The organism is Aquitalea sp. ASV11 (assembly GCF_016429185.1).
GTDB classification, from domain to species: Bacteria; Pseudomonadota; Gammaproteobacteria; order Burkholderiales; family Chromobacteriaceae; genus Aquitalea; species Aquitalea pelogenes.
Map to the genome: position 1 here is coordinate 15,076 of NZ_JAELUD010000035.1, position 13,933 is coordinate 29,008.

General features: G+C 62.7%; 11 protein-coding genes. 1 reads left to right on the plus strand and 10 read right to left on the minus strand.

Annotation, left to right across the window (positions count from 1 at the left end; genetic code table 11):
* Nucleotides 1-40 precede the first annotated feature (40 nt).
* The 9 genes from JHD62_RS12335 to JHD62_RS12375 form a co-directional block, all read right to left on the minus strand.
* Entirely contained in the window at nucleotides 41-907 is an 867-nt protein-coding gene (locus JHD62_RS12335; protein WP_233160894.1) for a proline/glycine betaine ABC transporter permease, read from the minus strand.
* Nucleotides 908-988: 81 nt separating this feature from the next.
* Entirely contained in the window at nucleotides 989-2,038 is a 1,050-nt protein-coding gene (locus tag JHD62_RS12340) for a glycine betaine/L-proline ABC transporter ATP-binding protein (RefSeq protein WP_089085800.1), read from the minus strand.
* Nucleotides 2,039-2,793: 755 nt separating this feature from the next.
* The gene (locus JHD62_RS12345; RefSeq protein ID WP_199103151.1) at nucleotides 2,794-3,903 is read right to left on the minus strand and encodes a hybrid-cluster NAD(P)-dependent oxidoreductase; all 1,110 of its coding nucleotides are present in this window, start codon (nucleotides 3,901-3,903) and stop codon (nucleotides 2,794-2,796) included.
* Between the two features lie 113 nt (nucleotides 3,904-4,016).
* Nucleotides 4,017-5,282, minus strand: coding sequence for an SRPBCC family protein (locus JHD62_RS12350; RefSeq protein WP_199103152.1), 1,266 nt, complete (start codon nucleotides 5,280-5,282; stop codon nucleotides 4,017-4,019).
* An 84-nt stretch (nucleotides 5,283-5,366) separates the two neighbouring features.
* Entirely contained in the window at nucleotides 5,367-6,113 is a 747-nt protein-coding gene (locus JHD62_RS12355; RefSeq protein WP_233160895.1) for an electron transfer flavoprotein subunit beta, read from the minus strand.
* A gap of 2 nt (nucleotides 6,114-6,115) precedes the next feature.
* A complete protein-coding gene (locus JHD62_RS12360) occupies nucleotides 6,116-7,216 on the minus strand; it encodes an electron transfer flavoprotein subunit alpha/FixB family protein (RefSeq protein ID WP_199103154.1) in 1,101 nt (366 codons plus the stop codon).
* 61 nt (nucleotides 7,217-7,277) lie between these two features.
* A complete protein-coding gene (locus tag JHD62_RS12365; RefSeq protein WP_199103155.1) occupies nucleotides 7,278-9,167 on the minus strand; it encodes a DUF3483 domain-containing protein in 1,890 nt (629 codons plus the stop codon).
* A gap of 1 nt (nucleotide 9,168) precedes the next feature.
* A complete protein-coding gene (locus tag JHD62_RS12370; RefSeq protein ID WP_110313658.1) occupies nucleotides 9,169-11,229 on the minus strand; it encodes an NADH:flavin oxidoreductase in 2,061 nt (686 codons plus the stop codon).
* 15 nt (nucleotides 11,230-11,244) lie between these two features.
* Nucleotides 11,245-11,778, minus strand: a complete 534-nt coding sequence (locus JHD62_RS12375; RefSeq protein WP_045847926.1) for a DUF5943 domain-containing protein — start codon at nucleotides 11,776-11,778, stop codon at nucleotides 11,245-11,247.
* A gap of 62 nt (nucleotides 11,779-11,840) precedes the next feature.
* Here JHD62_RS12375 and JHD62_RS12380 point away from each other — a divergent pair, with 62 nt between their 5' ends.
* Nucleotides 11,841-12,977, plus strand: a complete 1,137-nt coding sequence (locus JHD62_RS12380; protein WP_199103156.1) for an alpha/beta fold hydrolase — start codon at nucleotides 11,841-11,843, stop codon at nucleotides 12,975-12,977.
* Nucleotides 12,978-13,049: 72 nt separating this feature from the next.
* Here the strand turns inward: JHD62_RS12380 and JHD62_RS12385 are convergent, their stop codons facing one another.
* A complete protein-coding gene (locus JHD62_RS12385) occupies nucleotides 13,050-13,895 on the minus strand; it encodes a glycine betaine ABC transporter substrate-binding protein (RefSeq protein ID WP_199103157.1) in 846 nt (281 codons plus the stop codon).
* Nucleotides 13,896-13,933 lie beyond the last annotated feature (38 nt).

Consider the following 13,933-nt stretch of genomic DNA (forward strand, 5'->3'; position numbering starts at 1 on the left):
GGATGATGGTTGCCATCCGGCCTGCTGATACCGGCAGGGTCTAGCTGCCCTGCTCTGCCGCACGCGTGGTGGGCGTGTGGCCAAAACTCTCGGTAATGCGGTCCAGAATGATGGCGAGCAACACCACCGCCAGGCCACTTTCAAAGCCCAGGCCCACATCCAGCCGCTGGATACTGGCCAGTACATCGTTACCCAGACCACCCGCCCCCACCATGGAAGCAATGATCACCATGGACAGCGCCATCATGATGGTCTGGTTGACCCCGGCCATGATGGAAGGCAGCGCGATGGGCAGCTGCACCTTGAACAACAGCTGCCAGGAAGTACAGCCAAACGCATGGCCGGCTTCCACTTGCTCCTTGTTCACCATGCGGATGCCCAGGCTGGTGAGGCGCACTGCCGGCGGTACGGCAAACACCACGGTGGCCAGAATCCCCGGCACCCGGCCGAGGCCAAAGAACATGGCAGCCGGAATCAGGTAAACAAAGGCCGGCATGGTTTGCATGAAGTCCAGCACCGGACGCACCAGCATGCCCACCAGCTTGTTGCGGGCACACCAGATACCTACCGGCACGCCCAGCAGCAGGCTGACACAGGTGGCCGACAGGGTCAGTGCCAGGGTGGCGATGGTTTGCCCCCAGAAGCCAGTCGCCCAGATCAGGCCCAGTGCGGCACAGACAAACAGGGCAAATTTCCAGCCCAGCCGCCAGAAACCTACACAAGCAAAAATCGCGCCCATCACCAGCGGCGGAATGCCCAGCAACAGGAATTCCACCATGGTGGCAAACCAGTCGATGGTGTTGCCGATGGCGTCAAACGCCCCGGCGTTGTGGTCCAGCATGAAATGAATGATCTTGTTGACCCAGTCGCCAATCGGCAACATGTCTTGCGTGCTGATTTCAGCCATGACGGCGTACTCCTTCGGTGCGGCTCACGCACCATCCCGGCGCAGCGGCCGGCAGATGGAACGGTAGGCCTGTTGTCCGGTTCAGTGGGTGGCGGTGCTTTGCAGGCGGTGCTGGGAAATCTTGCTCAGCACGCTGCTGGGCGTGATCAGGCCCAGGCACTGGCCCTGATCGTCGCGTACCTGCAGGGGTTCGGTCTGGCCCAAGAGCTGCTGCAATACATCCGGCAGGCTGCAGGACGGCGGCACATGCAGGCCGGGGCGACCTGCATGCGGGGCATGGTTCACCTCGATCAGGTCCTTGGCTTGCAGGTAGCGCGAGGTATCCACGCTCTTGAAGAAGTTACGCACGTAGTCGTCGGCCGGGTTTTCGATGATTTCCTGCGGCGTGCCCACCTGTACCAGGCGGCCGCCTTCCATGATGGCGATGCGGGTACCGATGCGCAGGGCTTCTTCCAGATCGTGCGACACGAAGAAGATGGTGCGGCGCTGTTCGCGCTGCAGCTTGAGCAGGATGTCCTGCATTTCGGAACGCTTGAGCGGGTCCAGTGCCGAGAAGGCTTCGTCCATCAGCATCAGCGAGGGGTTGACCGCCAGCGCACGCACCAGGCCGACACGCTGCTGCATGCCGCCGGACAGTTCGTGCGGGTATTTGTGGGCAAACGGCGCCAGGCCCACTTGCTCCAGCACTTCCATGCCACGGGCTTCGCGGGACTTGCGATCCACGCCGGCAATTTCCAGGCCGAATGCCGCGTTATCCAGCACCGAGCGGTGTGGCATCAGGGCAAAGCTCTGGAACACCATGCTCATGTCGCGGCGGCGCAATTCCACCAGCTGCTTGTAATTGAACTTGGTGATGTCCTGACCATCCAGGATGATCTGGCCGTCGGTGGGGTCCATCAGGCGGTTGATCAGGCGGATAAGGGTGGACTTGCCGGAACCGGACAAGCCCATCAGCACGAAGATTTCCCCTTCCTGCACAGAAAACGACACATCGTTCACGCCGACCACACTGCCGGTCTGCTTGAAGATTTCATCCTTGTGCGCGCCGGATTTCAGCATGCGCATGACGTCTGAGGACTTGCCCCCAAACACCTTGTAGAGGTTCTTCACCACTATCTTGGCCGACTGCATTGTCTCTTCTCCTTCGTAGCGATCACACGCTGGGCCTGACTTGCGCCTGCTTCATTCACCGCTGTCCGGCAGTGCTGAAATCTTGTACGCCAGTCGGTTTGCCATCGTGTCCGGCACGGCAGTCCTGCTGCCGGCCGGGATATGGTCTACCCGGATACTTCGTGCCTGTTCCGGGCCTTTAAAACATTGCTGCCTGCCATTGCTGGCTGGCTTTTACCGGTGACCAAAACCAGAACCCTTTTGCCCGTCGGGCCACCGCAGTGTGGTATTCCCCATGGCCGTTGCCCGCCAGCTGTGCCGGGATACCGCCCGATCAGCTGACTGACCCGGCATGTTCCGCCACCTCTTCCACCGCCAACGATTTCGAAGAATGTTTAATGTAAATCAAGGATTACGATAGGGAGTTAGTGGTATTTAAAATAACCGCATTCCGACGCTGATCTGCCTGCAAACGACATCAGGTCGAGAAATGACAATTCTTCACCCCTGTACAGCAAAATCAGCTGCTTAGCGCCATCTGGCCGCTACAAGCTGCCCTTCTGACCCTGTCGTAAAAAAACAGCAATACTTCCCCAAGAAAAATCGCTGCTCGTAGTGGATTTTCCTGATGCAGCGCACCAATGGCATAAGAGCAGCAAATTCCACTGGCTAAAAGGTATAAAGCAAGAAAAATGCCTGCGCCCAAATGAGCAAGCAGGCATCAAGGGAGCCACACGACAGGCCCACTTCCGGGGGGAAAGCAGGCCCAGGGGAAATCAACGATCCACAATCAGGTCAGTCAAGGGCTTGCTGCAGCAAGGCAGGAAAAAGCCCTGGTCCACCTCGCGCTGGCGGATACCGCCTTCATGCTGCATGTCCACCTTGCCTTCCAGTAATTTGGTCTTGCAGGTGCCGCACACTCCACGGGTGCAGGACGCCGGCAGGCGCATGCCCTTGGCCAGCGCAGCGGCCAGCACGGTCTGGCCCGGTGCCACCGACAGGTCATCGCCCATCTTGGCAAAATGCACATTGAAGCCGCCGCCTTCACAGCTGGCGGATATTTCATCCACTGCGGCGTCCGGCGCTGCGGCCGCCAGCTCGGCAAAATTGAAGCTCTCTTCGTGGTAGTGCTGCATGTCAAAGCCGCAGTCCTGCAGCATTTGCCGCACCGAGGCCATATAGGGTGCCGGGCCGCAGCAGAACACCTGTCGTGCCATCAGGTCGGGCACCATGTGCAGCAGGCGCGCCGCGTCCAGCCGGCCGGTAAAGCCCGGCCATTCCGGTTCGCCCTGCCGGTTTTCACAGACAATGGCCTGGCTGAAGGTGGCATGGCTGCTGGCAAGCCCGGCCAGTTCCTTGCGGAAAATGATGTCGCGCGGCGAGCGCGCGCTGTGGACAAACACGATGTCCGCACCGCTGGCCAGGTCGGTCAATGCCCGGCTCATCGACATCAGCGGCGTGATGCCACTACCGGCGGACAAGAACAGGTACGGCGTGCTGGCGTGGCGCACATAGGTGAATTCGCCGGACGGCCCCAGCACATTCAGCTGCATGCCGGGACGCAGGGTGTCATGCAACCAGCCGGACACCACGCCACCGGGAATGCGCTTGACCGTGATGCTGATGCGGTCTGGCCGGGTGGGGCTGGAGGACAGGGTGTAGCAGCGGTTGACGCTTTCACCGTTGATGTCCAGCTCCAGCGTGATGAACTGGCCGGGCTGGTAATGAAAGCGGCGCGGCGGTTCGGCACGGAACACAAAGGTTTTGACGTCGTGGGTTTCCTCACGCACCTGCACGCATTGCAGCGTGCTGTCTTCGCCCGGCTGCCACCAGGGCAGGTCGGCGGCTTGCGGGTGGGTATCCGGATGTGTGTTGACGCTGCTCATGGCGATTCCTTTGCTGACTGGCTGATCGCCCGTTGGCGGGCTGTTGCTCTAAGAGTGGCAGGCCGCGCCAGGCAGCCTGCCGTTTACTACGTTTTACTGCGCGGAAAACCGGATCAACCCTGTTCCAGCCCTGCCCCCAGGCGGCCGATATACCAGTTGGTGAATTTCTCCACCAGCTCTTCGGTGTACGGCGAATACGGGCCGGGACGGTAGGCGGTGCTGTTGACGCCCACTTGCGACTCTTCCACCAGATGGCGGTCCTGGCCGTTGGTGGCATTCCACACGCGGGTGAGGTTGGCCACGTCGTAATCCACGCCTTCCACTGCGTCCTTGTGCACCAGCCACTTGGTGCGCACCAGGGTGGTGTCCGGGGTCAGCGGCAGTACGGTGAAGGTAACGATGTGGTCGGCCATGAAATGGTGCCAGGAGTTGGGCTGGGTCCAGAAGGACAGGCCACCCGAATCGGCATCCTTGATGTCGCCCAGCAGCTTCTTGCAGGCCGAGCCGGTGTCCATGGTTTGCGACTGGCCCTTGCGGTCCAGCGGCATGCGCATGGTGCGGAAGCCGGACACGTCGGACAGCTTTTCGATTTCGGCCGACGGCAGGCCACAGGCCTCCCAGCGCGCATGGCTGTCCTTGACGATGTTTTCGTAATTGGCCAGGCCCGCGGCCAGTTCGGCCTTGGGGGCAAAGCCGTAGCTGTAGGCATACAGCGAGATGGTGAGCTCGGGATGGTTGCCGGTGCAGTGGTAGCACTCGCGGTTGTTTTCCATCGTCAGCTTCCAGTTGCCCGCCTCGATGATGTCGATCTGGGCGGCCACCTTGGTGTTTTCAATCTGGTGCGGGGCGATATAAGGGCCCATCTGCTCCAGCATCACGTCGATGTCGGCCGGCGGCTCGTCGGCGAGACAGACAAACAGCAGACCTTCCAGATTCTTCAGATGCACCGGCTTCAGGCTGTGATGCGACAGGTCGAAGCCTTCGGGCATGTGGTCGGCAAAAATCAGCTTGCCGGCCAGGTTGTAGGTCCACTGGTGATAGGGACAGACCAGATTGCCCACCGAGCCTTTTTCGTCGGCGCACAGGCGCGAGCCACGGTGGCGGCAAACATTATGGAAAGCCTTGATCTGCATGTCGTCGTCACGCAGGATCAGGATGGGTTCCTTGCCGATTTCCACGGTGACATAGTCGCCCGGCTCCGGAATTTCCGACGCCACGGCCACGTAAATCCAGTGACGCTGGAAGATGTACTTGATGTCGGCATCAAACACTTCCTGCGAATTGTAGAACGGGGCCTCCAGGCTATACCCCGGCTGACGGCGGGCAACCAGCTCACGCAGTTTTTGTACCGGCTGGAAGCGAATGGCGCTTTCTTGCATTTCACGCATCTCCAAAACAAGTTTTTGCTCAGGCATCCTGCTAGCCGGTGGGTGGGGTGCTGGTCGGATGCTGCGGGGTTGTTGTCAGAAATCGACGAGCTGATGTTGCCTGAGGTAATCCAGCACAACTTGCGCTTTTTCGACAGAATCGCCCTGTTTTACGACCACCCCGGCAGCCTTGGCATCACCCCCGGCAATGGCACCTTGCATGCGGGCATGGCCACTTACCTTGCTGGCCGCCACCAGCGCGCGCGCGCGGCGGGCAGGCTCCAGTACCACCGGGGCCAAAGCCGCGCCAGTGGCGGCTTTGCGCAGAATCTTGCCCTGCTGCAGTCGGGCATAGCTCCAGCCCGGCGCAGTGGCCGCACGCGGGTTGACGCTGGCCACCAGCGGCAGGCTGGCCTGCAAGGTGCGGCGCACGCCCTTGGGCAAGGCCTGCACCGCCCGCCATTGCCGGTCGGATTTGGACAAGTCCAGTACATCCGGCAACAAGGCCGCGCCCAGTTGCTCGGCCAGCTGGTAAGGCAGCAGGCCGGAGCCATCACCACCACCGGAACGGGCACCACACAACACCATGTCCACCCCCTGCAAGGCCGAGCCCAGCGCAGACAGCACATCGCTGTCCGGGCTCAGGTTCAGGCTGTGGATGTTGTCGGCACCGCGTGCCAGATAATCGGCCAGCGCGGCATCGTCGGCAGCACCGGCATACCAGACTTGCAGCTCACCGGGCAGGCGCTGTGCCAGCGCCAGGGCGGCCAGATCGGCCTCACCGGCACAGGGGCGGCCGCTGACCGGATGCACGGCGGGGGAAACCAGGACGGCTATCTTCATGTTCATTTCTCCTTGCGCTCACGTCGCACCAGTTGTTCAAACGCACTGATGAAGGACTGGCAGTCGTCGATGATGCTGAGGTCGGCCCGCTTGATCATGGGGGCGGCGGCATCCAGGTTCACCGCAATCACATGGCGGCAGGACTTGATGCCTTGCAGATGCTGTACCGCACCGGATATGCCCAGCGCGATATAGGCGCTGGCCTGTACTGTTTTGCCGGTGGCACCTACTTGCTTGTCGCGGGTGAAGCGGCCATCATCCACCGCCACGCGGGACGCCCCCACCGCAGCGCCCAGCGCTTCGGCCAGTTGCAGGAAGCCCGGTACATTGCTGACGCCATTACCGGCAGAGACAATCAGGTCGGCCTCTTCCAGCGCCAGCTCGGAAGCCGGACTGGCTGCACTGCCCAGGTCCTGCACCTGCTCGCTGACGGCAGGCAAGGCAGCGGTTTGCAGCCGCTCGCCCTTGCCGACAAAAGGCAGTTTGGCTTCGGCCACGCCACGCGCCAGCAATAGCAACTGGGCACGTTCACGCAGGCTGAAACCGGCACCGGGCTGACGGCGGCGCACGCCATCGGCGGCGATTTCCACCACATCGGTCACCACCGACAGGCGGGCGCGACAGGCCAGACGACGCCCCAGATCGGCATCTTCGCCACGGTCGGCAAACAGCACGGTATGCGGGCTTTCCTGCTGCAACAGTTGTTGCAGCAGGGCCAGTTTCTGTTCCGGCGCGTAGCCGGGGTCGGCCACGGTCAGGGCGCGGTCTACCGCCAGTTCGGCCAGCGCTTCCGGCGCAGCGCCTTCCATGCCGTACAGCAAGGCCAGCACTTCACCGTCCTTGCCCGCCAGAATGGCGGCGGCGGCAATGGCTTCGCGTGCAGCATCATCCAGCTGGCCGCGTTCGGCATGGGCCACCACCAGCAGGCGCTGGCTGAACGGCCCAGTGCTGCGCAGCGGCTTGTGGGCCGGACCGTGAGCCAGCATGGCGGCATCGCGGCTGCCGCTGTCATCGCCCAGCACAATGCGCTTGAGGCCGCTGGGCCCCAGCACCCACGGGCGACGCGGGTCGATGCGCGGAATGGCCTGGGTAGAAAAATCCATCACTTTCTCCTTGTAAGCAGCAGCGGACGGGGCGAAGTCTGTGCTTCGGCCCCGGCTCGCCTCAGGCCAGGCGTTCGGCCACCAGTTCGGCCAGTTCGATCACGTCTGCCCGCTCACCCACCACGCCTTCCAGCATGGCCGTGCAATTGGGGCAGGCCACCGCTACCCGGCCGGTACCGGTTTCGCGGATGTCATCCATGCGCATGTCGGGGATACGACGCTGACCGGGAATATCGGTAAAGGCCGCGCCACCACCCCAGCCGCAGCAGCGGGCATCGCGCCCGGAGCGCTGCATGTCCACCACTTTGATGCCAATGCCCTTGAGCACATTGCGCGGCGCATTGAAGCCATCGTTGTAACGGCCCAGATAGCAAGGGTCATGGAAGGTGAGCGGCGGCAGCGGCGTGGCATCGACCTTCAGCGGAATGGCGCGACGCGCCAGCAGGTGTTCCAGCAGCTTGCTGTGGTGCCATACCTCGAACTGGCCACCCAGCGCCGGGTATTCATTGGCCAGGCAGTGGAATACATGCGGGTCCGGCGTGACGATACGGTCAAAGCGGTATTGCGCCAGCGTGGCGATATTGGCCTTGGCCAGCCGCTGGAAACCGGCTTCGTCGCCCAGACGGCGCGCCACGTCGCCGCAGTCGCGCTCGGCTTCGCCCAGCACCGCTACTTTCACGCCAGCGGCTTTCAGTACTTTCACCAGCGCGCGCAATGCACGCTGGTAACGCATGTCGAAAGCGCCCTCACCGGCCAGCAGCAGCCATTCGGTTTGATCGCCCGGCTGCAGCACAGGCAGGTCCAGATCAATCGCCCAGTTGTAACGCACCGCCAGCGGGTAGCCGCCCACGGTGTCGGTATTGCGCAGATTGGCCAGCGCCTCGCTGCCCTTGCCCGGCACTTCGCCACGGCTGAGGGTGACGTGACGACGCAGGTTGACCACGGTGTCCACGTGCTCGATCAGCATCGGGCAGTTTTCCACGCAGGCCCGGCAGGTGGTGCAGGACCACAGCGTTTCTGCCGCCAGCACGCTGCCGACGATGTCCTCGCCCGGCTTCACCACCACGGCCGCCTCGCGGCCCGGATGCGGGTTGCCGGCGTAGGCCGGGTCGGTGCCACGGCTTTGCGCTGCCACCATGTCCTGGATCAGCTTTTTCGGGTTGAGCGGCTGACCGGCGGCATAGGCCGGACAGGCGGCCTCGCACTTGCCGCACTGCACACAGGCGTCAAAGGACAGCAGGCGGTTCCAGGCAAAGTCCTCCACCTTGGCCACACCCAGCTCGCCCGCGGCGAGGTTCAGCGGTTTGAGGTCGGAGGATTTACCGGCAAAGCGTTCGGCACGCGGGTGAAAGGCCAGATGCAGCAAACCGGCCACCGCATGTTTCATCGGCCAGCCCAGGCCAATGCCCAGTGCCAGTTCGGCACCACCCAAGGCCAGCATCAGCAGCGCCACCACGGCAATCAGCTGCCCGGCCATGCCCAGCTGCGGGCCGGCAAACAGCAGGCCAGCGGCCAGCAGGCTGCCCAGCGCAAACAGGCGCAGGCGGGCGGGCAATACCTGCCAGCGGCCTTGCGACAGGCGCGGCGGGGCTTGCAGGCGACGGGCTTGCATCATGCGCGCCCCCAGCAGCATCATCGCGGCCATCAGCACCAGCAGTACGTCCAGCCAGCCCTGGTACAGCATCAGGCCGTAGTTGAGCGCCGACAGCAGCAGGATGGCCACGCCGCCACCGGCTGCCGCCACGTGGGCGCGGGCCACGGCGGGCTCGCGCGCCACCACGTGGTGGATATCGACAAAATAGCGCTTGGGCATGGCCAGAAGGCCAAGCCAGGACACACTGGCGCTGCGCCCCTGCTGCCACAGGCTGGCACGTCTGGCCAGGCCACCCAGCAGCAGGAGAGCACCCAGCCAGAACAGTCCGGTCAGGGCATGGGCAAGGGAGAAGCTCATGTCAGAAATCCTTCACCAGACGCAGGGCGTCGTAGATGGCACCGTGGATGTTGTGCATGGAAATGCAGTCACCCACGCGGAACAGCAGGAACTCACCCGCCGCCAGCGGCTGCGACAGGGAAGGCTGCGGCTGCGAAGCAAACAGGGTGTGGACATCGGTCTGGCCCTGGTTCTTCGACAGCTCCTTCATGTCCCAGTACAGGCTGTCATTGGGCAGGATGCCGTTTTCGATCACCACCTGATCCACCGCCCGTTCTTCCAGCGCCTCGGTGTATTCGTTGCGCAGCACGGCGATTTTCTTGTCGCCCTCGGCATACACCTTGTCCAGCCAGAAATTGGGGGTGGGGATGATGCCTTGTGCATACAGGCGACGGTAGAAAATGGGGAAAGTGGTGCCGCCGGTGTCGTCGCCCACTTTTACGTCCGGGGTGACGATTTCCACCGTGCTGCCACGGCTGGACAGGAAGTCGGCCACGCCGAAACCGGCCTGGGTGCTGACGGCGTCATACACCAGCACGTTCTTGCCCGGCTCCACCTTGCCGGACAGGATGTCCCAGCTGCTGACCGCCACGCCCTCTTCCACGCCCCAGTCCGGCACCTGGCTGGTATAGGGGATACCGCCGGTGGCCAGCACCACGATGTCCGGTTTTTCCGCCAGAATCATCGCCTTGTCGGCGGCCACGCCCAGACGGCGATCCACCCCCAGACGCTGGGTTTCCATGTCCAGCCAGCGCACGATGCCGGCCATCTGCTCGCGCTGCGGGGCCTTGGCGGCGAGTACGATCTGCCCGCCTACCTGCGGCTGTTTCTCGAACAGCACCACTTCATGGCCACGCTCGCGCGCCACGCGGGCGGCTTCCAGTCCGGCCGGGCCGGCACCCACCACCACCACCTTGCGCAGCTTGTCCGCCTTGGCAATGTCGTGCGGCATGGTGGCTTCGCGGCTGGTGGCGGCATTCTGGATGCACAGTACGTCCTGACCGTGATACTGGCGGTCGATGCAGTAGTTGGCCCCCACACACTGGCGGATCTGGTCTTCCTTGCCATCACGGATCTTGATCACCAGATGCGGGTCGGCAATGTGGGCGCGGGTCATGCCCACCATGTCCACCATGCCGCTGGCCAGAATGCGCTCGGCCTGCACCGGGTCGCGAATGCTTTGCGCGTGCATCACCGGCACCTTGGACACCGACTTGATGCCGGCTGCCAGATGCACAAACGGCTCCGGCGGCAAGGCCATCGGCGGCATGCAGTTGGCCAGGGTGTTATGGGTATCCGCCCCGGAACCCACCACCGACAGGTAGTCGATCAGGCCGGTTTCCGACATGGCCGCCGCAATGTCTTTCAACATGTCATGGCTGAGGCCGTCTTCATGGAATTCGTCGCCGCACATGCGCAGGCCGACGCAAAAGTCCGGGCCCACTTCGGCCCGTACCGCATTAAGCACTTCCACGCCAAAGCGCAGGCGGTTTTCAAAGCTGCCGCCCCATTCGTCGGTGCGGAAGTTGGTGCGCGGGCTCCAGAACTGGTCGATCAGATGCTGGTGGGCGGCGGAAATCTCGATGCCGTCCATGCCGGCGGCCTTTACCCGGCGCGCAGCCTGGGCAAAGTCGGCAATGATGCGGCGGATTTCATGCTGCTCGATCACCTTGGCATTGCCACGGTGTACCGGTTCGCGAATGCCGGACGGGCTGACCAGATGCGGCCAGTGCTCGCCGTAATAACTGGAGCGGCGGCCCATGTGGGTGGCCTGGATCATGATCTTGGCGCCGTGGCGGTGCATGGCCTCGGCCAGCCGCGCCAGCGGGTCGATAATGGCGTCGGTGGCCAGGTTCACCGACTTCCACCAGCTTTGCGGGCTGTCGATGGACACCGGGCTGGAGCCGCCACAAATGGCCAGGCCCAGGCCGCCCTTGGCTTTTTCTTCGTAATAGCGGATGTAACGGTCGCCGGGCAGGCCGCCCGGTTCGGCATACACCTCGGCATGCGCGGTGCTCACCACGCGGTTGCGCAGCGTCAGCTTGTTCAGGGTAATGGGCGCAAACAGGTGCGGATAGCGCATGGGACGACTCCCGGCTTACAAGGGATGAACGGTGAAAATGCAGTAGTCGGCACCCAGGCCGGCACACTGGCTTTCGCGGCTGACGGTGCGGTAGTCATGGCCCAGGTTTTCGCCCACCCAGTCCATGGCACCGGCAAACCAGCCGGCAAACAGATAGCAGGCCATGTGTTCGCTCTGCGGTGCACCGGCCACGCCCTGGGCCAGCACGAAACAGGAGTTGTCCAGGCGGATGCTGGCATTGCCGGTCACTTCGTCGGCTTCGATGAAGCTGAACTGGCCCCAGCCGCGCTGCGACAGGCGGGACAGATAGTGTTCGAACACCGCCATGCCCTTCAGGCCATGGGTTTGCGCTTCGCTGCCACACCAGAAATGGGCGGAACGGTAACCGGCTTCGTACAGCGAATCGGCGTACACGCGACGGCCCAGTGCTGCCTCGATGGCCAGATGGTTGTTGATGAAGAAATGCCGCGGCACATACAGCATGGGCAGGCCGTTGGTACTCCAGACGCCGGTGTCGGCATCCACGTCGATGGGAAGTTGAGGTTGCATGCCACTCTCCTGAGCAAGATGGGCGAGTCTGTCCGCCATTGCCTTGCATGGTGCCGGAGGGCATGCTGACGCTGTTCAGCGCTTGCGACAGGTATTTGCCCCATACCGACAAGCCGGTCGGCAACAGACAACGCAGCAAGCAGCGGGGCTGTCCAACTTTCGGCCAGTCCAAGCGCGTCATCAATCCGGGCATATTCAACGGTCATGTCACCGGCCCGGCCAGTGATGCCTCCCCACCTCCACTTTCCGACAGGTTCCTGACCATGCACACGCTTACCGACGACGGTACCCGCCTGTTCCTCAGCCGCATGGGAGACCGGGGCAGTCCGCCGCTGATCCTGGCCCATGGCACTTTTTCCAATCAACGCAGTTGCGCACCGCTGGCCAGCCATCTGGCCGCGCGCGGCTGGCAATGCTGGTTGTTTGACTGGCGCGGTCATGGCCACAGCGACACGCCGCGCCGCAGCTTCGATTTCGAAACCCTGGCCATGCAGGATGTCCCGGCCGTATTGCGCGCGGTGGAAGAAAACTGCGCGCCGCTGCGCCCCTTCTGGCTGGGCCATTCCGCCGGAGCGGTGATTGCCGCCATGTGGCTGGCCAGACAGGCCCCGGCCTGCGAGCGGCTGGCCGGTTTGCAGATGCTGGCTGCCCAGGCATCCAGCCGCCAGCGCAGCTGGGCCATGCAGCAAAAGATTCGCCTGATTTCCTGCTTGCTGCCCTTGCGCCGGCAAATTGCCAGCCACTGGATGCCACTGGCTACCGAAGCGGAAAGCAGCCGCCTGCTGCGCCAATGGTGCCGGTGGAATCTGCAAGGCCGCATGCAAGGCAAGGATGGTTTTGACTATCTGGCTGCACTGGGCAGGCAACAACTGCCGGTGCTGGCGCTGGCTGGCGGCGGGGATGACTTCATTTCACCGGCGGATGGCTGCCAGCGTTTGCTGGACAGCTTTGGCAGCACCAACAAGCGCTATGTGCTGTGCAGTCAGGCACAGGGCTTTGTGGAGGATTACAGCCACGAACGGCTGTTATTGTCGAAAAATGCCAAGAACGAAATCTGGCCCTTGCTGGAAAACTGGCTGCACCAGCATATGGCACGGTCCGAACCTGAACCATCGTCCAAGCAAAACAGCCTGCTGCTGACACCCACCAGCCGCGTTACGGTGCTGGCAGACAGCGGCAGCAACGGCCAGCACCAGTAAAGCCTGGCCATACAGCAGCAAACAGCCCGCCGCCATGAACCAGGCAGCGGGCTGTCGCCATTCAGGCCGTGATCAGTGTGTCCACTCGTTTACCTTGGCCGGATTAGCCTTGACCCAGCCATCGGCAGCGGCAGCCGGTTTGGCACCGTTTTCCACATCCAGCATCACCTTGCCGATTTCCTCCGGCTTCCAGCGGAATTTCTTGAAGAAGGCCACCACTTCCGGTGCTTTGGCGGTGAGGCCGGGGTTGATCACGCTATCCACATGCTCGGCATCGCCGTACACCTTCTGCGGGTCTTCCAGGAAGCGCAGCTTCCATTTGGCAAACATCCAGTGCGGAATCCAGCCGGTGACGGCAATGGACTTCTTGCTGTTGATGGAGCGGGCCAGTTCCGCCGCCATACCAGTGCCGGAGCTGGGCAGCAGGGTGTAGTCCAGCTGGTATTTCTTGATGGCTTCTTCGGTTTTCTTCATCACGCCGGCACCGGCATCGATACCGACAATACGGCCCTGGAAGGCAGCCTTGTTGGCATTGAGGTCGGCAATGGAATGCGCGGCCACGTAATCAGGCACGATCAGGCCGATCTTGGCGCCCGGATAGTTGACCGCCACATCCACCACCTTGTCCTTGAACTGGGTGTAATACGCTTCGTGGGTGGTGGGCAGCCAGGCCGACAGCGTGGCATCCAGGTCGCCACGGGCCACACCCTGCCACATGATGCCGGCAGCTACCGGCACCATTTCCACCGGATAACCCAGCTTGTTGCGGATGATGTTGGCCGCCACATTGGTGGTGGCCACACTGTCCGACCAGCCTTCTACATAGCCGATCTTGATGGTGGGCTTGTCAGCCGCATGGCTACAGAATGGCAGGGCCACACCGGCCAGCAGCAGGGCAAGAAATTGGCGTTTCAGCATTGCGTTCTCCAAAGATAGACAGGTTGAATCAAGGATGA